This is a genomic window from Klebsiella quasipneumoniae subsp. quasipneumoniae, assembly GCF_020525925.1.
GTDB lineage: Bacteria > Pseudomonadota > Gammaproteobacteria > Enterobacterales > Enterobacteriaceae > Klebsiella > Klebsiella quasipneumoniae.
The window spans coordinates 2,651,064-2,673,660 of record NZ_CP084876.1 but is presented as its reverse complement, the minus strand read 5'-3'; the positions used below and the strand labels follow the sequence as shown (position 1 = coordinate 2,673,660).

23 protein-coding genes are annotated in these 22,597 nt (G+C 59.0%); 9 read left to right on the top strand and 14 right to left on the bottom strand.

The window, feature by feature from the left end; all coding sequences use genetic code 11:
- The first annotated feature begins 77 nt into the window (after positions 1-77).
- Positions 78-1,316, top strand: a complete 1,239-nt coding sequence (locus LGM20_RS13000; RefSeq protein ID WP_044523182.1) for an MFS transporter — start codon at positions 78-80, stop codon at positions 1,314-1,316.
- Here LGM20_RS13000 and hpxE read toward each other — a convergent pair.
- Both hpxE and hpxD read right to left on the bottom strand, forming a co-directional pair.
- Positions 1,293-2,267 (bottom strand): molybdenum cofactor-independent xanthine hydroxylase subunit HpxE, encoded by a 975-nt coding sequence (hpxE, locus tag LGM20_RS12995; RefSeq protein WP_044522990.1) that lies wholly within the window; start codon positions 2,265-2,267, stop codon positions 1,293-1,295. The genes LGM20_RS13000 and hpxE overlap by 24 nt on opposite strands.
- A gap of 11 nt (positions 2,268-2,278) precedes the next feature.
- Positions 2,279-3,316, bottom strand: coding sequence for a molybdenum cofactor-independent xanthine hydroxylase subunit HpxD (gene hpxD / locus LGM20_RS12990; RefSeq protein WP_044522992.1), 1,038 nt, complete (start codon positions 3,314-3,316; stop codon positions 2,279-2,281).
- Positions 3,317-3,441: 125 nt separating this feature from the next.
- Here hpxD and hpxR point away from each other — a divergent pair, with 125 nt between their 5' ends.
- Complete coding sequence (hpxR, locus tag LGM20_RS12985; protein ID WP_044522995.1) at positions 3,442-4,365, top strand: LysR family hpxDE operon transcriptional regulator HpxR; 924 nt, start codon at positions 3,442-3,444, stop codon at positions 4,363-4,365.
- Here hpxR and hpxO read toward each other — a convergent pair.
- The gene (hpxO, locus tag LGM20_RS12980; RefSeq protein WP_023289663.1) at positions 4,346-5,500 is read right to left on the bottom strand and encodes an FAD-dependent urate hydroxylase HpxO; all 1,155 of its coding nucleotides are present in this window, start codon (positions 5,498-5,500) and stop codon (positions 4,346-4,348) included. The two genes, hpxR and hpxO, sit on opposite strands and share 20 nt — an antisense overlap.
- A 345-nt stretch (positions 5,501-5,845) precedes the next feature.
- On the opposite strand from hpxO, the gene LGM20_RS12975 reads away from it, so the two are divergent.
- From LGM20_RS12975 to LGM20_RS12955, 5 genes are all read left to right on the top strand, one after another.
- Positions 5,846-7,225 carry a nucleobase:cation symporter-2 family protein gene (locus tag LGM20_RS12975; RefSeq protein ID WP_044523001.1) on the top strand — a complete coding sequence of 460 codons (1,380 nt, stop codon included), beginning with the start codon at positions 5,846-5,848 and terminating at the stop codon, positions 7,223-7,225.
- Positions 7,203-7,703 (top strand): 2-oxo-4-hydroxy-4-carboxy-5-ureidoimidazoline decarboxylase, encoded by a 501-nt coding sequence (gene uraD, locus LGM20_RS12970; RefSeq protein WP_044523003.1) that lies wholly within the window; start codon positions 7,203-7,205, stop codon positions 7,701-7,703. Before LGM20_RS12975 ends, uraD begins: the two co-directional genes overlap by 23 nt.
- The gene (gene uraH / locus LGM20_RS12965) at positions 7,700-8,026 is read left to right on the top strand and encodes a hydroxyisourate hydrolase (protein WP_044523006.1); all 327 of its coding nucleotides are present in this window, start codon (positions 7,700-7,702) and stop codon (positions 8,024-8,026) included. Before uraD ends, uraH begins: the two co-directional genes overlap by 4 nt.
- Before the next feature lie 264 nt (positions 8,027-8,290).
- Positions 8,291-8,557: a type II toxin-antitoxin system antitoxin HipB gene (hipB, locus tag LGM20_RS12960; RefSeq protein ID WP_044523009.1), complete on the top strand. Its 267-nt coding sequence runs from the start codon at positions 8,291-8,293 to the stop codon at positions 8,555-8,557.
- Positions 8,557-9,879: a type II toxin-antitoxin system HipA family toxin gene (locus tag LGM20_RS12955; protein ID WP_044523012.1), complete on the top strand. Its 1,323-nt coding sequence runs from the start codon at positions 8,557-8,559 to the stop codon at positions 9,877-9,879. The genes hipB and LGM20_RS12955 overlap by 1 nt, the downstream gene beginning before the upstream one ends.
- A 16-nt stretch (positions 9,880-9,895) precedes the next feature.
- On the opposite strand, the gene LGM20_RS12950 is transcribed toward LGM20_RS12955, so the two are convergent.
- From LGM20_RS12950 to LGM20_RS12930, 5 genes are all read right to left on the bottom strand, one after another.
- Complete coding sequence (locus LGM20_RS12950; protein WP_044523014.1) at positions 9,896-11,188, bottom strand: glycoside hydrolase family 10-like protein; 1,293 nt, start codon at positions 11,186-11,188, stop codon at positions 9,896-9,898.
- 141 nt (positions 11,189-11,329) lie between these two features.
- The gene (locus LGM20_RS12945) at positions 11,330-12,334 is read right to left on the bottom strand and encodes a fimbrial protein (RefSeq protein ID WP_044523017.1); all 1,005 of its coding nucleotides are present in this window, start codon (positions 12,332-12,334) and stop codon (positions 11,330-11,332) included.
- Complete coding sequence (locus LGM20_RS12940; RefSeq protein WP_044523020.1) at positions 12,322-14,847, bottom strand: fimbria/pilus outer membrane usher protein; 2,526 nt, start codon at positions 14,845-14,847, stop codon at positions 12,322-12,324. The genes LGM20_RS12945 and LGM20_RS12940 overlap by 13 nt, the downstream gene beginning before the upstream one ends.
- Positions 14,848-14,862: 15 nt before the next feature.
- A complete protein-coding gene (locus LGM20_RS12935) occupies positions 14,863-15,558 on the bottom strand; it encodes a fimbrial biogenesis chaperone (protein ID WP_044523027.1) in 696 nt (231 codons plus the stop codon).
- Between the two features lie 76 nt (positions 15,559-15,634).
- Positions 15,635-16,198 carry a fimbrial protein gene (locus LGM20_RS12930; protein ID WP_044523030.1) on the bottom strand — a complete coding sequence of 188 codons (564 nt, stop codon included), beginning with the start codon at positions 16,196-16,198 and terminating at the stop codon, positions 15,635-15,637.
- A 445-nt stretch (positions 16,199-16,643) separates the two neighbouring features.
- Between LGM20_RS12930 and LGM20_RS12925 the strand changes: the two genes are divergently transcribed.
- Complete coding sequence (locus tag LGM20_RS12925; RefSeq protein ID WP_044523033.1) at positions 16,644-16,931, top strand: hypothetical protein; 288 nt, start codon at positions 16,644-16,646, stop codon at positions 16,929-16,931.
- Positions 16,932-17,156: 225 nt separating this feature from the next.
- On the opposite strand, the gene map is transcribed toward LGM20_RS12925, so the two are convergent.
- The 3 genes from map to LGM20_RS12910 all read right to left on the bottom strand — a co-directional run bounded on the left by map (position 17,157) and on the right by LGM20_RS12910 (position 18,678).
- Positions 17,157-17,939 (bottom strand): type I methionyl aminopeptidase, encoded by a 783-nt coding sequence (gene map, locus LGM20_RS12920; protein ID WP_023289670.1) that lies wholly within the window; start codon positions 17,937-17,939, stop codon positions 17,157-17,159.
- Positions 17,920-18,138: a ParD-like family protein gene (locus LGM20_RS12915; protein WP_002904808.1), complete on the bottom strand. Its 219-nt coding sequence runs from the start codon at positions 18,136-18,138 to the stop codon at positions 17,920-17,922. The genes map and LGM20_RS12915 overlap by 20 nt, the downstream gene beginning before the upstream one ends.
- 291 nt (positions 18,139-18,429) lie before the next feature.
- On the bottom strand, positions 18,430-18,678 hold the full coding sequence (locus LGM20_RS12910; RefSeq protein WP_004205912.1) for a hypothetical protein: 249 nt from the start codon (positions 18,676-18,678) through the stop codon (positions 18,430-18,432).
- Positions 18,679-18,975: 297 nt separating this feature from the next.
- Here LGM20_RS12910 and LGM20_RS12905 point away from each other — a divergent pair, with 297 nt between their 5' ends.
- Entirely contained in the window at positions 18,976-20,631 is a 1,656-nt protein-coding gene (locus tag LGM20_RS12905) for a putative bifunctional diguanylate cyclase/phosphodiesterase (RefSeq protein ID WP_044523035.1), read from the top strand.
- A gap of 33 nt (positions 20,632-20,664) precedes the next feature.
- Here LGM20_RS12905 and LGM20_RS12900 read toward each other — a convergent pair whose 3' ends face one another.
- From LGM20_RS12900 to LGM20_RS12890, 3 genes are all read right to left on the bottom strand, one after another.
- Positions 20,665-21,600 (bottom strand): alpha/beta hydrolase, encoded by a 936-nt coding sequence (locus tag LGM20_RS12900; RefSeq protein ID WP_044523037.1) that lies wholly within the window; start codon positions 21,598-21,600, stop codon positions 20,665-20,667.
- 188 nt (positions 21,601-21,788) lie between these two features.
- Positions 21,789-21,929, bottom strand: a complete 141-nt coding sequence (locus tag LGM20_RS12895; protein ID WP_023289673.1) for a hypothetical protein — start codon at positions 21,927-21,929, stop codon at positions 21,789-21,791.
- A 12-nt stretch (positions 21,930-21,941) separates the two neighbouring features.
- The gene (locus LGM20_RS12890) at positions 21,942-22,193 is read right to left on the bottom strand and encodes a hypothetical protein (protein WP_023289674.1); all 252 of its coding nucleotides are present in this window, start codon (positions 22,191-22,193) and stop codon (positions 21,942-21,944) included.
- Positions 22,194-22,597 lie beyond the last annotated feature (404 nt).

Here is a 22,597-nt window from a genome sequence, read left to right as displayed (position 1 = left end):
GAAGAGTATGCATCATATATCGTCCACGGGTAAGCCCCTAAGATGACCAGGATGTTAATAAACCTGGAGAGATGTATATGACTTCCTGCATAGCTGCTGACGCAAGCCTGACACCCGTCAGGCCTGCCTGGCGTGCCGTCTATGCCCTGGCCCTCGGGGTGTTCGGCCTGATCGTGGCCGAGTTTCTGCCCGCCAGCCTGTTAACGCCGATGGCCAGCAGCCTCGGCGTCAGCGAAGGGATGGCCGGGCAGGCGGTGACCGCCACGGCGCTGGTGGCGTTAGTCACCGGCCTGCTGATCGCCACCGCCACCCGCAATATCGACCGCCGCTGGGTGCTGATGTTTTTTTCCGTGCTGCAGATTGTCTCCAGCCTGATGGTCGCTTTTGCCGGTTCGCTGGCGTTTCTCCTGCTCGGTCGTCTGCTGCTGGGGATCGCCATCGGCGGTTTCTGGGCGATGTCCACCGCCACGGCGATGCGTCTGGTGCCGGCGGCCCATGTGCCGAAGGCGCTGGCGATCATCTTTTCCGCGGTGTCTGTCGCCACAGTGGTGGCCGCGCCGCTCGGCAGCTACCTCGGGGAGCTGATCGGCTGGCGCAACGTGTTTATTCTCTGCGCGATACCCAGCCTGCTGGCGCTGCTCTGGCAGCTGTGGGCGCTGCCCTCCATGCGCCCGGAAAGCGTTGGCACCTTCTCCACGCTGTTCAGGGTGCTGCGCCGTCCCGGTATGCTGGGCGGCATGCTGGCATCGATCCTCATTTTCAGCGGCCATTTCGCCTTCTTCACCTACCTGCGTCCGTTCCTTGAGACCGTCGCGCAGGCCAGCGTTGAAGGCGTTTCACTGATTTTGCTCGGCTTCGGTATCGCTAACTTTATCGGCACCTCGGTAGCGAGCTATCTGCTGAGCCGCAGCCTGCGTCTGACCCTGGCGCTGGTGCCGCTGATGATGAGCGTCCTGGCGCTGCTGATGGTGACGTTTGGCCATCTGAGCGTGCTCGACGGGCTGCTGGTCGCCCTCTGGGGGTTTGCCTTCGGTCTGGTGCCGGTGGCCTGGTCCACCTGGCTGGCCACCACCGTGCCGGATGAGGCGGAAAGCGCGGGCGGTCTGCTGGTGGCCTCTATTCAGCTGGCCATCAGCGCCGGCGCCGCCGGCGGCGGGGCGGTGTTCGATCTGCACGGCGCCAGCGGAGTCTTCACCGGCAGTGGTGTGCTGCTGTTGACCGCGATGGTCGTGGTCTTCACCGCCGTGCGGGTGAAACCGGTTGCCCGCGCCGAACAGCCGGAGACCGGTCGCTTATCCCGCGAGATCGATAACTAAATTGGCCGACAGGCTGCGGGAGCAGCACAGCGCAATATGCTGCTCCGCTGCCTGTTTTTCCGCCTCCGACTGCACGGTATCCCGGTGGTCGACTGTTCCCTCCCGCACCGGCGTCAGGCAGGCGCCGCAGATCCCCATCTCGCAGGAGAGCGGCACGTCGACGCCATGCTCCTGCAGCACCCGGGCGATGGTTTTGTCCCCCGGTACCGGCCAGCGCTCCCCGGTGGAGGCGAGGGTGATGGTGAAGGTTCCGTCCGCCGCCGAGGCCGCCGTCGGGGCGGGCGGCTGGAACGCTTCGCTGTGCAGTTGCGCCTCCGCCCAGCCGGCCGCCAGCGCGGTGTCGCGCACCTGGTTCATAAACCCTGCCGGCCCGCAGAAATAGACCCGGGTGTCGGCGTCCGGCGCGCCCAGATCCTGCGCCAGCCGCAGGCGCGGACTCTGTCCGTCGGCAGAGCAGCGGATCAGGCAAGTTCCGCCGGTGAGCTGGCTGACGATCTCGGTGGCGAAGGCGGCCTCCTGCGCGCGGCTGACGTAGTAGTGCAGCGTAAAGCTGGCGCCGGACGCCGCCCGGGCGTGGGCCATCGCCAGCAGCGGCGTAATACCGATCCCGGCGGCGAGGAGCACCACGTGGCCGCCCCCGCGCAGGGGAAAGTGGTTGCGCGGGGCAGAGATCAGCAAGGGCTGCCCCGGACGCAGGGTGTCATGAATATAACGGGAGCCGCCTCGCGACTGCGCCTCGCGGGCGACGCAGAGCAGATAGTGATCCCGCCCGGCCGGGCTGCCGGTCAGCGAATACTGACGGATAAGCCCGCAGGGGAGATGGAGGTCGATATGGGCGCCGGGCGTCCATGCCGGCAGCGGTTGCCCATCGGCGCTCACCAGACGAACGGCCAGATTTTTCGCGCCCTGGCGCCACAGGCCATCGACCACCACCGGGAGTATGTCGCGCATAAGACCTCCACTCATACCAGAAAGAAATCGCCAAAGCCCATCTTCTTCAGCCCGCGCCGGTAGGCGATAGAGCTGCGGTCTGCCGGAATATGCGCCTCCAGGGTCAGATCCAGCGGCAGCCGCTCCGGGCGCTGGGTCTCAACCATCAGGCGATCCTCCTCAAACACCCGCAGGTTGAACGCATGAACCTCTTCCACCGGCACATGCAGGTCAAAATTGCGGGCGATAGGGGCGAACATCCGCGTCACGCGCGACGACACCGGCGAGGCGGCGTTCATGATCACCAGCTTCGCATCGGCAGGGAAATGGATGGTCAGCGTGGCGGTGAAGGGCAGATGCATTTCAAAGTGACGCAGCCACTGGAACCCTTCCGGCGCGCGGAAATCGGAGCTGGCCGGGTAATTGCCCACCGAGCTCCAGTAGTCGGCAACAAAACCGAACGGTGTCTCCTGCGGGGTGTAGTCCGGCACCTGCTGATTGTCCGGGTCGGCAAAGGTATCAGTGTGGATCCACGCAAAGTGGGCGACATCGAGAAAGCCTTCGACCTGGCGGCCGGCAAAGCCCTTCACCTCGAAGGCCGGGCAGTTGATTTGCTGAAAGCCGGCGTCGTCCCAGTGCGGCATGGTCGGTAACGGCGGCGGATTGTCCGGATCGCAGGCCAGACAGGTCCAGATCAGCCCGTAGCGCTCCTCCACGGCGAAGCTGGTGAGATGCAGTTTGGCTGGAATGGGTTGCCCCGGACTGGAGGGGATGCGGTTGCAGCGGCCATCCTCGCCAAAGCGCAGGCCATGATAGGGGCAGACGATGCCTTCTTCTTCATGAAACCCCAGGGTCAGCGGGACGCCGCGGTGCGGGCAGACGTCGCGGGCGACCACCACCTGACCTTTAATGCGATAGATAACCAGCTGTTCGTCCAGCAGGGTGGCCTTCACCGGGGCGCCGCCAATATCGCAGGCGCGGGCCACCGGGTGCCAGCAGCGGGCCAGCCGCAGCCAGTCCTCTGGATCAAAGGTGCAATGGGCGGGGGGCGTCGGGATGGTTGTCTTCATGGTTTCTCTTCCTGCTCACATCGGTGATTGTTTTATTGTTGTGAGATTATTGTTGTCATATTAGGGTGTTCACATCCATCACCATTAATTCACTCTGCTGTTGCAAAAAAGAGTACAGGGTCGCCATGAGTCCATTTTCCCGTTTCGCCCACTATTTCATCGCCGTGGCCCGCTGCGGCAGTCTGCGCCGGGCCGCCGAGCAGCTGCATATCTCCGCCTCGGCGATTAACCGCCAGATCCTGCAGGCCGAGGAGGCCTTCGGGACACCGCTGTTCGAGCGGCTGCCGGAGGGACTGCGGATGACCACCGCGGGCGAACTGCTGTATGACAATCTGCTGCGCTGGCAGAAGGAGTTTCGCCAGACCCGGCAGAAATTTGATGAGCTGCAGGGGATGAAGCGCGGGAGCGTCAGCGTCGGTATGGTGCAGGCGCTGGCGGAAGGTGGCTTCGCCGCCGCGCTGGCGGAGATTATCGCCAGCTGGCCGTGGCTGGAGCTGGATCTGCAGGTGGCCGACAGCCACACCGTCAGCCAGAAAGTGCGTCAGGCGGATCTGGACGTCGGTCTGATCCTCGATCCGCAGGGGCAGGCCGGACTCAGCGTGCTGGCCTTTGCCGAACTGGAGGTGGGGATTGTGATGCGCCCGGACCACCCCCTGGCGGGGGCGAGGGCTCTGTCTTTGGGCGAGCTCAGCCTTGAGCGGCACATCGTGCCCGGCGCGCCGCTGATCGTTCATGAGCGGGTGGCGCTTCTCTATCGCCACCATGACTTTGCGCCGGAGAATACCATCAGCTGCAATGATATCCGGCTCATTAAGTCGCTGGTGCTGCGCGGCAGCGGCGTGACGCTCCTCAGCCTGCTCGACGTGCTGGACGAGGTTCAGCGCGGCCAGCTGGCCTTTATCCCGCTGCGCAGTACACTGCTGCGGCCGCTGACCCTGGCGCTGTGCACTGCGCCTTCTCGTCAGCTATCGCGTCCTGCGCAGATGGCCATTCAGACGCTGAGCGCGGTGATTGAATCCATGGCGACCGTCAGCCCAGCGGCCCGCTGAGGATGGTATCGCACATGCCGTTGATAATCCGCTCGCCGGTCTCCTCCCGCAGCTCCTGGTACCAGGCTTCGGTGAGCTGCATATCCTTTCCGTGGGTGATATCGCAGCGCTTGCGCGCCTTCAGTACCAGATCGCGGACCCGGTCGCAGCGCTGGGCTTCATACTCGCGCAGGGCGGTCGCAATATCGCGGGTCTGGCGGAAAACGGCGCCCAGCACCACCGCATCTTCCATCGCCGCGCATCCCCCCTGGCCAATATCCGGGGTGGTGCTGTGTCCGGCGTCGCCCAGCAGCGCGACGCGACCGCGCACCAGGCGGCTGAATGGTTCGATATCGTGGATTTCAATACGGTTGGTGGTCTGCGGGTCAAGGGCGGCGATCAGCTTCTGCACCGGCGGCGCCCAGCCGGCAAAGTAGCGACTGAGGTCAGCGCGCAGGGTGTCACGATCCTCCGCCAGACCCGCCGGCAGCGGCACATCAAAGAAAAAGTAGAACCGGCCGGCGGAGACCGGCATCAGCGAGACGCGCTTGCCTTCGCCGACAAAGGTGGTCCACTGATCGCCGGGCGCCAGCGCTTCATCTATTTCCACCAGACCGTTCCAGTTGACGTAGCCGGCGTAGCGGCGCTGCGGGGTAAAGCCGAGCACCCACGGACGCAGCGCGGAATGGCTGCCGTCGGCGGCAATCAGCAGATCGCCGCTGGCGCTGCTGCCGTCGGTAAACCACACCGTCACGCCGTCGGCGTTTTCTTCACAGCGGGTGACGCGTTTGCCGAACTGCACGCTTTCCCGTCCCCAGTAATCCAGCATTTCCCTCTGCAGCTCTGCGCGGGAGACCGGGCAGGGGCGGCTGCCGGTACGTTCGATCAGGGGCGCGAGGCTGAACTGGGTCATGTTCTCGCCGCTGCGGAAATCGCGATACGCCATACGGCGCAGCGGTCCGCCGAAGGTTTCCATGATATCGCCCATACCGAGGTGGGCCATGCACTTCACGCCGTTGGGCCACACGGAAATCGCCGCGCCGACCGGTTTGATCTCTTTCACCGCTTCATAGACTTCGCAGTCGATCCCCGACTGTTTGAGCGCCACTGCCGCACTTAAGCCGCCGATGCCGGCGCCAATCACGATTGCTTTCATTTTTTTCTCCTTCTCCCGATGTTGTGACTGACTACAGCAATTTGCGTACCAGTTCGCCGGAGGGAGGAAAACCGCCGGCCTGAGGCACAGCGATAGGTCGTTACGCACCACATCGGTGCAATGTGACGCATTGGTTGCCTTTTTATGAATCAAAAGTTTCTTTATGTTGCATTAAGAATCTATCGTTTCAGTACTCTGGTTCCGCAGCGGTGGGGAGCGAGGCATGACTGGAGTGATTTAACTAAATGATTTTAAAGTATTAATAAATTTATTCGTTCGCGTTGGTCGTCTCTGGCCTGCTTTGTGCAGAAGCTCTTGCACTTCTCTTTGCTACGGGATAACACCATGTCTGACGAACATCACAGCGGCCTGCTTTACGGCCTTGAACAGCGGATCCCACCGTTTGCGGCCTTTTTTAGCGCCCTCCAGCATGTGCTGGCGGGTCTGGTGGGGATCATCACGCCGCCGCTGATTATCGGCGCCACCCTCGGACTTGGCGACTGGCTGCCGTATCTCATCAGTATGTCGCTGCTGGCCTCGGGTATCGGTACCTTTTTGCAGTCCAACCGGGTCTGGGGCATTGGCGCCGGGATGATCTGCATGCAGGGCACCAGCTTCGCCTTTCTTGGCGTGGCGGTAGCCGGAGGGATGTGGGTGAAAGCGCAGGGCGGCGGGCCACAGGATATTATGGCGATGCTGTTTGGCGTTAACTTTGTCGCCGCCCTGGTGCCGGTGATTGTCAGCCGCTTTATTGAACCGCTGAAGAAAATCTTTACCCCCATCATTACCGGCAGCGTGATTGCGCTGATCGGCATCAGCCTGATCAAGGTCAGCGTCATTAACTGGTGCGGTGGAGAAAAGGCGCAGGATTTCGCCAGCATGAGCAATATCGCGCTCGGGGCGGGTACCCTTGGCGTTATCGTTCTGCTGAGCTGCGCCAAAAACCGCTGGCTGCGGCTCTCCTCGGTGGTGGTGGGCATTGCCGTGGGCTGTGTGGCGGCAGGGCTGAGCGGTCAGTTCCACCTTCACAGCCTGGGCGACACCCTGTTTCGCCTGCCGACGCTGTTTCCGTTCGGTTTTCAGTTTAACAGCGCGATTTTTCTGCCGGTGGCGCTGGTGTCGCTGGTCTGTATTCTGGAGGCGGTGGGCGATCTGACGGCCAACTCGCTGATTTCGCAACAGTCTGTTGACGATCGCGCTTTCCGCAACCGGTTGAAGGGCGGTATCCTGGCGGACGGCGTCAGCTGCATGGTGGCCGCGATGCTCAGCGCCTTTCCGAACACGACTTTCGCGCAGAACAACGGCGTGATCCAGATGACCGGGGTGGCCAGCCGCTATGTCGGGCGCTACATTGGCGTGATTCTGATCCTGCTTGGGCTGTTCCCGCCGGTGGGCGAACTGCTGCGGCAGATCCCGGCGCCGGTGCTGGGGGGCGCCACGATGGTGATGTTTGGCTGTGTGGTGGCGGCCGGGATCCGGATCATTACCCAGAACCCGCTCACCCGACGCGATGTGCTGATCGTTGGTCTGGCGTTTGGCGCGGGCCTTGGCGTGGAGTCGGTGCCGGCGTTTCTCAGCCATTTTCCGCCGATGGTCGGCGATCTGTTCGGTTCGGCGGCCACCAGCGGTGGGCTGGTGGCGATAGCGCTGAACCTTGTTCTGCCGCAGGAGCAGGCGGCGACGAAAACGATAAGGAGTCAGGATGATCGCGCTGAGACAGTTTAACCGTCTGAGTCATGATGAGGCAGTGGCGCTGCTGGCCCCCTGCGTGGCGATCCCGGCCTGGAGCGATACGCTGGTGAGCTTGCGACCCTTCGCCTGCCGTGAAGCGCTGCTGCAGGTCGCCCGGGAAGCGATGGCCGACTGGGGGGAGAACGATCTGAACGCTGCGCTCAGCGCCCATCCGCGGATCGGCGAAAAACCGACCGGCAGCCAGGCGCATGCGACGATGTCGCGCCAGGAGCAGTCGGCGGTGGACAGCGATAATGAAAAGCTGGCGCAGGCCCTGCGGGAGGGGAATGCCCGCTACGAGGCTCGTTTTGGCCGGGTGTTTTTAATCCGCGCCAAAGGGCGCAGCGGCGAAGAGATGCTGCAGGCGCTGACGCGCCGGCTGCAGCATACCGCCGACGAAGAAGGGGCTGAGGCGCTTGCCCAGCTGCGGGAAATTACGATGTTAAGACTGGAAGGAGCGATTGGCGAATGAGTACCCTGAGCACCCATATTCTGGATATTTCCACCGGCACGCCGGCGGAAGGCGTGACGGTCAGCCTGAGCCGGGAGGGCGAGACGCTGGCGAACCTGGTAACTAACGCCCAGGGGCGTATCGCCACCTTCAGCGCCGCGCCGCTGCCGGCGGGGCGCTACTGCTTAACCGCGGAAACGGGGGCGTGGTTTGCCCGCATCGGGCGCGAGAGCGTTTTTACCCGGGCGCAGATTGATTTTGTCATTGGCGAGGCGACAGATGACCATTTCCATCTGCCGTTTCTGATAGCCCCGGGCGGGTGGTCGACCTACCGCGGCAGCTAAATCCGGCTGCCCATTGCCGGGCGGCGCTGCGCTTGCCCGGCCTGGATCGTTACGGAGCGGGGAGAGACAGCCCGTAGACCCGGTAAGGCGCAGCCGCCACCGGGCATGTAAAGGTGTCTCCGGCCACCATTCTTCCTGTTTTATCCCCACACAAGGATAATTATACTCCTATCCCCACTAGGGGATAACCTTGACATTATCCCCTGTAGGGTATAAAAGCAGATTTATCCCGATAGGGGGATAAACAATGGTGAGGAACAAGCGATGCATCCCCCGCAGATATACAGTCCCGTTCAGCTGGCCAATTACCTGAAACTGCTGCGCCAGCAAAATCACTGGACTCAGGAGGCGCTGGCCAGCCGGATCGGCATTAAACAGGCGACGCTGTCCAATTTTGAAAATCACCCGGACAAAACCACCTTGACCACCCTGTTCAAGATCCTCCAGTCGCTGGGGGTGGTGATGACCCTGAACGCCAAACCGGCCGAGACGGCGACGGCCCCCGATAACACCACAGATCTGGACTGGTAATGGCGACGCTCACCACCTGGATGAACAATGTGCGCGTGGGAACCTTAACCCGCCAGGCCAACGGGGCGCACAGTTTCCGCTATGATGACGAGTGGTTGCGCAGCCCGCGCGCCAGGCCGCTCTCCCTCTCGCTGCCGCTGCAGTATGGCAATATCACCGCCGACGCGGTGTATCACTATTTTGATAACCTGTTGCCCGACAGCCCACAGGTCCGCGACCGGATCGTCAGGCGCTATCAGGCGCGCTCGAAACAGCCGTTCGATCTGCTGGCCGAGGTCGGCCGGGATAGCGTAGGGGCGGTGACTCTGCTGCCGCCGGGAGAAGAGGCGCATCTTGCAGCGTTGCGCTGGCAGACGCTGGATGAGGCGCAACTGACCGCGTTGCTGACCGCCTACCAGTCGGATATTCCGCTCGGGATGGTGACCGGCCAGGACGATTTTCGTATCTCGGTGGCCGGCGCCCAGGAGAAAACCGCGCTGCTGCGAATGGGCGAGCACTGGTGTATTCCGCAGGGCACCACCCCGACCACCCATATCATTAAACTGCCCATTGGCGAGATAAAACAGCCCAATGCGACGCTGGATCTGCGTGAAAGCGTGGATAACGAATATCTGTGCCTGGCGCTGGCCAGGGCGTTGGGCCTGGCGGTGCCGGAGGCGGAGATTATCACCACCCCGCGGATCCGTGCGCTGGCGGTGACCCGCTTCGACCGGCGCTGGGCGCAGGAGGGGCGCGTGCTGCTGCGGCTGCCACAAGAGGATCTGTGTCAGGCATTCGGCATCCCGTCGTCGATGAAATACGAGTCTGACGGCGGGCCGGGTATCGCCGCGATCATGACCTTTCTGCTGGGCTCCAGTGAAGCCCTGAAAGATCGCTATGACTTTATGAAGTTCATGGTGTTCCAGTGGCTAACCGGGGCAACGGACGGGCATGCGAAGAATTTCTCGCTCTTTCTGCTGCCCGGCGGCAGCTATCGGCTCACGCCGTTCTACGACATTATTTCGGCATTTCCGGTGCTGGGAGGGACGGGACTGCATCTGCGCGACCTGAAGCTGTCGATGGGGCTCAACGCCACCCGAGGGCGGAAAACGGAGATTAACGCCATCTATCCGCGTCATTTTCTGGCGACCGCCAAAGCGGTTAACTTTCCCCGGGATCAGATGCTGGCGATCCTTGACGAGTTTGCCGACCGCGTGCCGCAGGCCATCGAAAGCGCCCGCCGGACGCTGCCGGCGGACTTTTCCGCCCACGTCTGGCGGGCGATCACGGAGAACATGCTGAAACTGCACGCCCGCCTGCAGCAAGGGCTGCAGGCGCGATAGCGAAGCCGAGTGGCGGTTAGCTCTGCGGCTGCCCCCAGCGGCTGCGCAGGTAGTTAACCGCCTGGCGGGTCTGCGGCTGATTGAGGTTGTTTTCGCGGAACAGGATGGTGCCCTGGATCTGCGGCAGGGACTCATTGAGATCGAGCTGCTTTTTCAGCTCCGGCACGCCGCCATCCACCGTCCAGTCAGGCTCATTTTTGGACGGTTCACCCACCTTGTACAGCGCCACGCCAATATACAGCCGGGTATGCGTGGGCTTAACCACCTCGGCCCACCAGTTGGCCAGCACATCATAACGCGCCGCATCGCGGGCAAATGGCCAGTAGATCTGCGGGGCGATGTAGTCGAGCAGTCCCTGCTGCACCCAGCTGCGGGTATCGGCATAGGATTCATCATAGGCGGCCGCGCCACGGGTATCAGACCCCGCTGGATCGTGGGAGCGGTTGCGCCACACCCCGGCCGGGCTTACGCCAAACTCGACGTTCGGATTGAGTTTTTTAATGGTCGCGGAGACCTGGGCAATAAGCTGTTGAGTGTTATGCCGCCGCCAGTCGCCCTTCGAGGCATAGCCCTGCCCGTAACGGCGGAAGGTCTCGTTGTCGTTAAGCGGGGAAGCGGCGGTTTCGGTGTAGAAATAGTCATCGAACTGCACGCCGTCAATCGGGTAGTTCTGCACCACTTCAGCGACGATGCTGGTGATCCAGTCACGCGCTTCGGGAATACCCGGGTCGAGAACAAAGCGGTCGCTGGCGGTGCGGATCCAGTTACGGTGCAGGACAAACACGCTGGCCGGTACCTGAGTGAGGGTGTTATTCAGCTCGGCAATGGTCGACGGTTTGGTGTTGACCGAGACGCGGTAAGGGTTAAACCACGCGTGGACCTTCATGCCGCGCTTGTGCGCTTCATCCAGCATAAACTGCAGCGGATCGTAGCCGGGATATTCGCCGATTTTGCCGGTCAGCATATCGGACCACGGTAGAATATCCGACCGCCAGAGCGCCGTACCGTCCGGTTTCACCTGGAAAAAGACGGTGTTGATCCCCAGGCGCTGCAGATTATCGAGTTTGGCGATCAGCGCCAGCTTCTGCTGCGTGATGCGGCTTTCCGGCGTACTGGCGATAATCGACCCGACCGGCGGCCAGTCAAGGCGCGAGACGGTGGTGAGCCAGACGCCGCGTACCGGCTCCCGGTGCGTCTGACCGGCTTTAACGGCCGCGCTCTTCGGCGGCGTGACGAGGGATTTCGGGGCCTTACTGGTGCAGCTGAACAGCATGCCGGCGGCGATGAGCGCCGCGCCTGCCAGCGCCACTTTGCTGGCTAAGGGGAATCGACGAGAATGGCTGATGATGAACTCCCGTGTAATCAGATCGTCGCGTGTAGGCGCTATTCTCTTACGATTCGCCGGTCAGAGCAATTCCTTGATCCTCTTCATCCGTCGGTTCGTCATCGCCTAGTCATAATGTAAGGTATAGGTCGCGACGGCCGACACCTGCCCGGCGGTGATCCGGGAACGTGTTTGGTAGTAGCGGGCAGTGAGCGGCAGAGTAAACTGACCCGCGCTCGCGGTGCCCAGCATCATCTCATGATTCAGCGCGACCGGCTGACGATGGTAAAGCAACTGCACGCCGATACCCTGTGCCCGATCGTCGGTGGCGTCATTGCGCAAAACGCCATGCCCCCGGGCGGTAAGGGGCTCCGTGCCGTCAACACGCAGAGAAACCGTGACCGCGCTGTTGCAATCCAGTTGTAGCGCGAAAGGGGTATCGCCGGTGGTTTTGCCGACGCCGCCGAAGCGATCAAGCATCGCTGCAGGTAGCTTAATCAGCGCTGGCGTGGCGTCATTCACAGAACACCCTGCGGTGTTGACCCTGCCGGTTAAGTCTAAGGCTGCCAGCGGGGTATGTTCCGCCATTAAAATGCGCTCGCTGTGATACTCAAGCTCGCCCGGTGTCGTCTTAGAGCCGGTTTTAATGAGCTCAATCGTCAGGCGGAAATAGCCCAGTTTCCACACCGCATCGGGTAAAGCGGCGGGATTGTCCACTCGCAGGCTAAATGGCGACGGCGTTGGTCGGTCAGGAAAGCCGCCATATCCGCCGATAGCGCGCAGCGCAACGCGAACGCCAATGCCAGCGAGATTAGTTTGATAAACCGTCGGTCGCGTCGCCCCCCCGGACAGCAGACTGTCCAGCAGCAGCGGCGACAGCCCATGCGGGTCGTCCGCGCAACGGATCCACTGTTCGCCGCCGTCGCTAAGGCGGTTCCAGGCGAAACTTTTGTGATACAGCGGGGTGCCCGGTCTGGCGTCAGGCGACACCGTAAGTTGCCCCACGTTCAGCCGAAGGGTGGAGGCCTGGCCGCGGACAAACACCGGAGAGCAGGCCCATCCGCTGGCGGTCGGTAACAAGACGAGTAACAGCGTCAGAACGACCCGACGCAGGAGAGTTAAAAAGAACATGATAACGCCTGCTGTAGGATGAGTGGATGGGGTGTCTGCGCCAGCGTCGGGGTGAGATCGTAGCGGGCGCTACAGCGCTGCTGAGGGCCAGGCCCCCATTGCGCATACAGGGTGCCTTTTGGCGCCAGGCCGGCCAGGTACACCTGACCCTCGCTGGCAACAATGCTGCTGGTGTCCTTGGCGCGAACTTCGCTGCCAAATGGCAGCGGTTGTCCCCGAGACTGCAGCGTAAACAGCGCTTTATAACCAACGTGGGTGTGAAAGCGTGCCAGAACCACTGCGTCTTTGGTGGGGACCAGCGTCACGGTGCTGTTGGCCAGATCCACATTCCCCGGCAGTGAATGGCTGTCGAGAGAGACGTCGTTGCGGTGATAGGCGGTGGCGAAGGGCAGCACGGCGTACCCGTCACGATTGGTGGCGATGGTTTTCTGGTTGGCCAGGGTCACACCGCTGGCGCCACCGGCGTCAATCAGGACGACAGAACCATTCATTTCCGGCGTAAATACCAACCCGTGGCGGTGAATCAGGATACCTCCGCTGGCGCCGTAGTTCAGACGAGTGGCCTGCGAATCGCGGCTGTAGCCGAGATTCAGATCGCCCCTACCACTGCTGTACCCGGCCGTCAGGCTTCCGCTGTGCCCGTTTTGTTGATCGAGGGTTTGGCTGACGGCGTAGCTAAGCGCATGATTGTCCAGCAAAGTACCGTTGAGACTGACCATCTGACTGGTGGCACTGTGGCGGGAGGTGTTCTGGGTATAGCTGGCGTAGCTCCCCGGGAGCAGGTGGCTTAGCGGCACCGAAAGTGACAACGTCACCACTTTGTCGGAATGCGGCTCGTCATCCACTTCGTCACCATCGCTACTGTGGGAGTCGCTGTAGCTGAGCGACCACGCGATACCGTGAACCTGGCCGCTGATCCCCATATTGGCGGTACGCTGCGGGTCGCCTCCAGACCAGTAGCTGTCCTGATCGAGACTCAGATAGAGGGTGATATCGTACGGCAGGTTCTGGCTGGCGGTGATTTGCAGGGTCGTTTTTTTGTTGTCTTTATCCTGCGAGTCGGCGTCGGCGTCGGCGTCGGCGTCGGCGTCGGCGTCTGGGCTGGAATACGCCTCGCTCAGCGTGGCATAGCGCTGATGCGAATAACGCCAGCCGGTGAAGGTGAACTGCGTGCCGAGACGATCAAAACCTTTGCTGTACTGGAGCTGCCAGGCCCGGCCATCGATCGGATCCTGCTGGTGCCGGTCGTGGGCGATTAACAGCTGTAGCGAGATCGCCCCGGCTTCTCCCAGCCCCTGTCCCGCGCCGAGCGAGAGGTTGTGGTATTGCGCCGCGCTTTGCAGTCCGCCCAACAGCGTCAGGTTATGGGCGAACCCGCGCATCAGCGATAGCTGCATCATTAACGGCCGCTGGCTGGCATCGTCGCTATGATAGCGCCCGGCGACCAGGTTGTATTTCAGGTTGCCTTCGCGCTGCATGCTGGTCACCGATGCATACGGCTGGGTGAAGCGGCGGATTTCGCCATCAGACTCTTTGACGGCAACCTCAAGATTGCCGCTACTGGCGGTGGGGTAAAGATCGTCAATCACGAACGCGCCAGGGGTGACGTAGGTTTGATACAGCACGTAGCCATTTTGCCGAACCGTGACCTGGGCGTTGGTTCTTGCTATCCCGCGAATGGTCGGGGCAAAACCTTTCTGCGAGTCCGGGAGCATCGCGTCGCTGGAGGCGAGGGCAATTCCCTGAAACTGTACCGCGTCAAACACATCGCCTGAAGTGAAGGTATCCCCGAGGGTCAGTTCACTTTGCCAGCTCGTCAGGTCGCGCTCAAGCCAGGCGCCGCTGGTGGTCCAGTGGGGCTTATCGTCGCTGTTGGCGGTCAGGCCGTTGCTGGCGCGCAAGCGCCATGCGCCGGCGTTCACGCCGCTTTTCAACATCAGATAGTTATCGCGCTCGGTGCTGCCCATGCGGGTACGCTGGCTGGCGCCTGAATAGCGATAGTTACTCTGAAAGGCGCTAATACCTTCGTCCCACAGCGCAGAGGGAACATTATCCCTCGCCCGGTGCGTCATCAGCGCCTGAGGAATGGTCATTACCAGCTGCTGATGGGAGAAATCAAAATTGACCACACTGCCCGGCAGCAGCGTGGCGAGTTCGGGACATGAGCGGGACGTTGCGCCGGGCGCCTGTACCAGCACGGCCGGACTAACCCCAGCCTGCACCAGGTCTTCAGGCTTTAGGCAGGGCGTTAGCTGCCCGCGATCGTTCTGGCGAAACATGACGGTCTTACGAGCATCCAGCGTGACGCCGTTGACCTGCCAGCTCACCGGATACTTGCCTGGCGGCTGGCCCGTCTGTTGATTGAAACGCTGCAGATCCACCGCTGGCAGATGGTCGTTTTTTTCCAGCAGATCCATATTAAAGGTCGCCTGGGCGTGCAAGAGCGCGCTCTGTCCGCCCAACAGGATGGAGAGGCTGACGACGGTAACGGTATGAGCCGGGCCGTGGCGCATGGCGACATCAGACGCCTAGTGCGCCGAAACGGGGGCGCTAAACGACTGCACGGCGCCAAAGTCATCCAGAATGCGCCAGCTCACCTCGTGGGCGCAGGCCTCGCCTGGAAGGGTATACTCTTCACGGCTGTGAGGAGCAATCACGCTGTGCTCAAGCGGCGTTTTCTGGTTCTGGCCCGCGCAGGTGAGCGTGGTAATAGTCACATAATAGGGGGAGGCATTATCCGCCTGCAGGTGGTTGCCGCTGACGCGCCAGCGCAGGTGCTGCGCCGCTTGAAGCGCCGAACCAGGGAGCCCTGCCGGGCGATAAATTAGCTTCAGTTGATTCTTAATAGCAAATTGCAGAATGTTCTCGCCAGCCGGCGCGGTATTGGCAGGGATCACTTTGATGTTTAGGGTGAACAAACTCTCCCGGTCATGGGGCATTTGCGGCGAGGTTAATAGTATGCGCAGATCGTTGCTGTCTCCGGCATCCAGACGGAACAATGGCGGGGTGACGATAAATGGTGATTTATTATTATCAGCCAGGTCGTCTACCCAGCTCTGAATAAGCACGGGATCGTGAGAGTTGGTGTTTTCTACCGCGATGTCTGCCTCATGACTTTGTTCATTATAAATGACACGTGTGCCGGCAATGGCAACCCCGGCGGCAGACGCCAGGAACGGGCAAAAGAGAAGGCTCAGGATAAAAGCCACTTTATAACACTGCATAATTGAAGATCCGGTCATGAGGGATGAGAATAAGGGCAGGGGAAGCTGCCCTTGGTAAAGCGGCAATCAGAACATTCTATTCATATACAATATCAATATTGGCCGTAGCATTAATATTGCCGGCAGTTACATCCTGTGAGGAATCGCTTTTCAGATCGGCAATAAAGTTAAATGCAATATCACCGTTTTCGTCGGCTTGCGAAACCGCTGTTTTGCTCTGCTTGTCAAAGGTCAGCTGAGTACCTTCCGTCGAGCCGTCAGGGGAAGAGAAGACTTCAATGCCCACACCTTTGGCGGTATCTGCAGCGTCGGAGAGCGCCAGCACGGCGGCGCTGGTGCCGTTAGCGTTGGTGTCCGGGGTACCCTCCAGGCTGATACTGATGTTCTGTGCCAGCGGGCAGCCGGTCAGGTTGATGGTAAACGGTGTTTCTGCGGTTTTCGCTTCATGTGATTTCAGCGCTGAAATATCGACGTTGCCAAAATCGACATTAACATCGCCACCGTTATTAGCGATCTGGCAGGACTCGTTAATAATTTTACCAGTGAAATTCAGTGTGCCCGCCGCGTGGGCAGTGGTCACAGTAGCCAGACTTAAGGCCAGCAGTGAACCAACAACCAGCAGGGTGCCTTTTTCTTTCATACTCAAACCTTATTAAATAATCACAAGTTAATAAAAGCGCTTAACATTTTTAAAGCATGTTTATTATTTCTGTTCACAAAAAACGGTAAGCATCGCTAATGTATATTACCGTCGGGGGCGGGATTATACGGAGAACATCGTAAAGGCCCATTGATAAGATGTGTTAAGCTGTAACATTATTTATTTTTTAGTGTAAGTATAATCTTACCAAATATTAAAAAGAGGCCCATGCATATAATGAATTATTTCCGGGAGTGGTAACTATTCCGGCAAACTTTTGCGAAAAGTAGCTGTTATTCCCGGCAGATGACCGGGTGGCCCGTAATAACCATTTACGGCGCCGCTATTTTGCAGTAGCGTGGAGTGACGGCAGGAAGCCGCAGATTGTATGGCACAGAAACGATGCTGTGCCGCGCAGTGCCACCCGCTATCAAGGAAGATTGCTATGTCTCCGCTCCGTCTCGCTCTGTTATGTCTGTGTCTGGCGCCGCAGGCGTCCTCTGCTGCGCTTTCCGGTCAGGTTCATTTTTCAGGGCGGGTCATCAATCCAGCCTGTCTTATCGCTCCGCAGCGCGATCGTATCGATGTTTCGTGTCAGTACCATTCACCGGAACAGATCGCCACGACAGACAACCGCCCTGGCTATGCCATGCCGGACAATCGCGGTGAGGTCAGTATTCACTGGCGAAATGCGCAGCATAGTGAAGCAGATGTTATTATTCGCTATCGCTAAGGCGGGATAGACGTGATGAAGGGTAAGCGGATGCTGAAGGTAAAAGGTAAACCGTTGTGCAGTGTATCCGCGCGTCAGCCGTCACATCCGGGAGACGCGCGTGCAGAAAACCATTCATGGAAATAATTATTGCCGCCATCCGGCGGCAGAACCAGGTATCGTCTGGCTCCCAGGCGAGCACCGGGATCAGAAAGCGGCCCACCGTCATACAGAAAGGGAAGATGCTCAGCGGATCCGCGACTGCTCGTCGTCGCGCAGCGTCAATACCTCAAAACCGTTGGCGGTCACCGCCACGGTGTGCTCCCACTGCGCGGAGAGTTTTTTATCGCGGGTGACCACCGTCCAGCCATCCTTTTTGGTCTTGATACGACTGTCGCCCTGGTTCACCATCGGTTCAATAGTGAATACCATGCCTTCCCGCAGCACGGCGCCTTCCCCGGGCCTGCCGTAGTGCAGCACCTGCGGCTCTTCATGCATTTCCTGACCGACGCCGTGACCGCAGTATTCTCTGACCACGCTGTAGCCATGGTCCTCGACCCAGCGCTGAATGGCATGGCCGATGTCGCCCAGCGTCGCGCCAGGTTTTACCACCTCAATGCCTTTCCACATCGCTTCATAGGTGGTCTTTACCAGCCGGCGGGCCAGCGGGGAAACGTCGCCTATCAGGTACATCTTACTGGAGTCAGCGATCATGCCCGCTTTCTCGAGGGTAATATCGACGTTAACGATCATCCCGGAGCGCAGATGCTCGGTCGCCTTGGGGATCCCATGGCAGACCACGTCGTTAATCGAGGTGTTCAACACATAGGGAAAGTCGTATTGCCCCTTGCTGGCCGGTCGGGCGTGCAGCTGGTTGACGATAAAATCTTCCACTCGATCGTTGATTTCCATCGTCGTCACGCCGGGAACGATAAAGGTATCCAGCATGGCAAACACCGATGCCAGAAGCTGGCCGGCATGACGCTGGCGCGCGAGCTCATCGGCGGTTTTAATGATTATTGATGGCATTGATCACCTCCAGCAGACGGTCAGAGCCGGATTTCAGCATCAGCAGTTTGATCTGCTGGTGGTTAAGCTCGGGGTAGAGTTCGCTCATCATGCCCAGACGGATCCAGTATTCCGCCTGCGCATTGACGGAGCGGGACATGGCTTTGCTGGCATCACGAATGTCATCGTGCAGCAGATCGGAGATTTTGACGATTCCCATAGCAACAATCCATATATGATTCGTATATGTATCGTATACCATCCAGCGCGGGATGTCCCTGGCATTTTGTGGACTGGGCGGCGAACACCATGCAAAAAAGCCCGACCGGCGGGCTTATTTTTCAGCATGTGTGCGGGTTAAAAATTCGCGCTGTTTACCATGGCGAAAATTACCCATTAGGTTATCAGTATGCGGAATGAAAATAACATGATGGCGACGCATCAATATATTTTATGCAGGTGTTAATTTTGCGTATGAATATTCTCCCGTCAGGCCGGGAATCCGGGAGATTTACAGCGCGTCAGTGAGTTTATCCACCACCACTTTACCCGCATTATCGAACTGCGTAATGCGGAAGCTGTCGCTCCAGGAGCGGCGGGTGGTGAAGCGGTCAAACAGGGATACCCGACCTTTACGCTGGCCATCTTTACTTAAAATAACCCATTCGGTCACCGAAGAATAATGCTGACTATTGTCATGACGACTCTGTTGTTCAACCAGGCGATCTTCTTTTTCCACTTTTAAATAATCACGCAACATATTTAACCTCCATAGAAAGTATTATTAACATTACTCCTTTTATTTATTCTTTCAATCAAACTTTTTAATCAATAAAAGTAACTATTAGTGGGCGACCTAAGTGCGAAAATCGCCGAGTTTGTCACTCCGGAAGATGGCCAGGTCCACTACGCTTAACAGGCGTATGCACCGCGCGGTCGGCGCATGCCCGGGCCGGAAAGGCGACCATAAAACACCTTAACCTTGTATTCATTATGGGCGTGATTCTGTTATATCTAATGCGTTTTGCCACGACCGAGCCACAGAGAGCGCTGTACCATGAGTAACGATCACCTGACGGACATTGCCTATCGCCACTTTATTGAAAGTGTTAAAGATTATGCCATCTATATGTTGAGCGCCGATGGGACGGTCATCAGCTGGAACGAGGGCGCCCGCCGGGCAAAAGGGTACCTGAGCGACGAGATCGTCGGTCGCTACTTCGGTCTCTTCTATAGCGAAGCCGAACAGCTCTCCGGGGTGCCGGCAAAAAATCTGCAAATTGCCCTGCGTAGCAGCCAGTTTGAAGGCGAAGGCTGGCGGTATCGTAAAGATGGCTCCCGGTTCTGGGCGCATGTCATGATCGATGCCATCCGCGATGAACAACATAACCTGCTGGGCTTTGCCAAAATTACCCGCGACATCAGCGAACAGAAGGCGATCAATGACCGCATCGCGTGGATGGCGCGCTACGATGCGCTGACCGGTTTACCCAATCGGGTGGAGTTCTTTGAGCGGGTGGAAAAGCTGATCACCGGTAATGACGCCCGCCGCTTTGCCGTTTTCACCATCGATTTAGATAAGTTTAAAGAGATTAACGATCTGCAGGGCCATCTTATTGGCGATCAGCTGCTGCAGCGCGTGGCAGGCGCCGTGCTGAAAACGCTGCAGAAGGAGGAGATGGTCGCCCGCTTCGGCGGCGATGAGTTTGTGGCCGTCAAACCTTTTGCCGATGAAAGCGAAGTGGACGCCTTTGCCACCCGTCTCTGGCACTGCTTCAGCGGTAAGCAGACGTTTGCCGCGACGGAAGTGATCCTCTCCGCCAGCATAGGTATCTCCGTCTACCCGGAGGACGGGACGGATATTAATACGGTACTGAGCAATTCCGATCTGGCCATGTATCGGGCAAAGAGCAGTCTCGACCACAAGATTTGCTGGTACGAACGTGAGATGGACGACAAGACGCGGCAGCGGAATATGATGGCCGCCGACATCCGCCGCGGTATTCAGGCGGGGGAGTTTTCGCTTCACTATCAGGCGATCCGCAACATTAAAGATCGTCGCATCACCGGTTATGAAGCGCTGTTGCGCTGGCAGCATCCGCAGCTGGGGGCTATCCCGCCGGAGGTGTTTATTCCCATCGCCGAAGAGAGTGGCGGTATTGTGCCATTAGGCTACTGGGTACTGGAGCAGGTATGCAGCGAATCACTGGATAATCGGCTGAATAAAAAAATCTCAGTCAATATCTCACCGGTACAGTTGCGTCACCGCAGCTTTATCGAAAAAGTCCGCGAGATCCTGATGCGAACCGCTTATCCGGTTAGCCTGCTGGAATTTGAAGTGACGGAGACGGCGTTTATCATCAATAAACAGCTGGCGTTCAGCGTGCTGCATCATCTGCAAAAGATGGGCATCAGTATTGCGCTGGATGACTTCGGCACCGGTTACTCTTCCCTGAGCATGCTGCGCGATTTTCATTTCGACGTCATCAAGCTCGACCGTAGCTTTATGCAGGATGTGGAGAGCAATCCTCAGGTTCGCTCGTTCGTGCGGGCGATTATCTCGCTGGGCAACTCAATCAATACCCCGCTTATCGCCGAAGGGGTAGAAACCGAAGGGCAACGGCAAATCCTCGAAGAAGAGGGATGCGACGAAATGCAGGGCTTTCTGTTCGGCGAGCCGGTCGATGTTAAACATCTGCCACGGCAGAATTAACGCACCCGCCGTTGGCTGGTGGGCGCGGGATCGTTACTGATGCGCTAACGTAGGCTGCCCGGAAAGGTGCAGCAGCGCCGCGCGCAGGGAGACCTCGAACATCTGACCGTGCGTCAGGCCAGGGTAGCGCCAGAATTGCACCGTCAGACCGTTGCTGGCCAGCTGCTGCTGGGTCTGACGCAGTACGCCCAGGGAGGCTTCATGCCCGGAGGGCTCGCCAGAGGCTTTTCCGTCGCCTTCCAGCAGATACAGGGACGTCCCGGTAAACGCGGTGGCATCAAGGGTCTGGGTGTCCTTCAGGGGAGACGTCTGCGCCTGGCCAAGCGACGGGCTGGCAGAATAGTAGATCCTGAAAAGGGAGTGGTTTCGCCACGCGTCGAGTACAAACAGTCCGCCGTAAGAGTGGCCCCAGATAGCGCGCTGGCGGGGATCGATTTTCAGGTTAGCTTCTGTTTGCGGAACCATCGTTTCGCTCAGCAGCTGACGAAACAGATAGTTGCCCCCGGTTTTTCGCGGCGGCAGCGCGGTTTTCCCGGCGCGAGGTTCATGCGTCTTCAGCGGCGGAGTGTAATCCCAGGCCCGGGCGGCGGTATCGAAGGGCAGCGCCGTCTGGTAACCAATAGCGACGATGACCGGCGGGGAAGCGACGGAGAGCTGTTGCAGAAACGCGTCGTTGAGTTTATCCATCACCGCGTTGCCGTCCAGCATATACAGCACCGGGTAACCGGCGGCCGGCGGCGCTTTATCCGGCACCGCGGTCCACACCCGGTAATGGCGTTCGCCATCGGCAGAGTCGTACTGGCGCTGGGTAAAATGATAGAAAGCTGACCCTTTATCCGCAATATTCGGTCCCAGCGGCTGCAGATCCGGCCGGGCGAAACTGCCGCTGCTGTAGAAGAGCGCGCCTATCGCCAGCGTCAGCAATCCGTGCGTCTGCCGCGCTGTGATGATCCCTGAATCCTGCTTCACCTCGTCTGTCCCCCTGTTCTCTGTCATCTGGCGTTTTGCCTGGGCTGACACGTTAGCATAGCTTCATTGATAATGGTTCTCATTTCTTTTTATGCGCGCAGTAGCAGGTGGCATGCCGCTGAGGATGGTGGCGGAATCAGACCAACAGGAGAAGACATAGCCGCCTGTTGGCGGCTATGGGAGAAAGGTCAGGAACGATCGTGAAGGGTGCTCAGCAGTTTTTTGACCAGCGGGGTAAGCGCAATAAACAGCAGTGCAATTATCACGACCAGCAAGAGCGCGAGCCCTTTATGGTGAGTGATAAGCACCCACAGCATCGCCAGCGTCATGGGCATGCTCCTTTAATAACGGTATTCACCACCGCTCAGGTGAATGAAATTCAACAGAATGGTCATGACCACCCAGGCCAGCAGCAGAAAGCGTCGTCTGTCGCGCCGCGCTTCCAGGGCGGCGAAATAATTAGCGCTATACCAGGTCGATATAATAATAGCCAGCGTGATGATGACCTGCCAGACCGCTTGACGATAGCCTGTCACGACGCTTATCCCGCGAAAGCAAAGGACGATAGCGATACCGTTAAGCGCGTTACACATCAGCCATCCCCACAGGCTTGCGGGCCGGCTAAATAAATATCCAAATCGTAAAACCAATGTCGTATACACCTTGCCAAAATAATCGCGCTGTAAAATGCATTTTAACCACGGAAGAGGTATTGATTTAAATCAAAACTAATGGGATAGCGCAGGAATTACTGGCGCGAGGCACTCGCAGCCTGATTGACAAAACAGAGGTTAAAACACTATTTTGATGCTTAAGATTATGTTTTTATTGGTGATTTTAGTGAATCAGATAAGGGGGCGCATAATAAATAGATATGATAGCAATTTAATATGCGTTAATTTCCCCGGTTATTATTGTGATTGACGTGATAACGGGGAAAATTAGATTTTTCGCAATGTCTGTTTGCTGCAAGACCAATAAATGGAGGGGCCGGGGG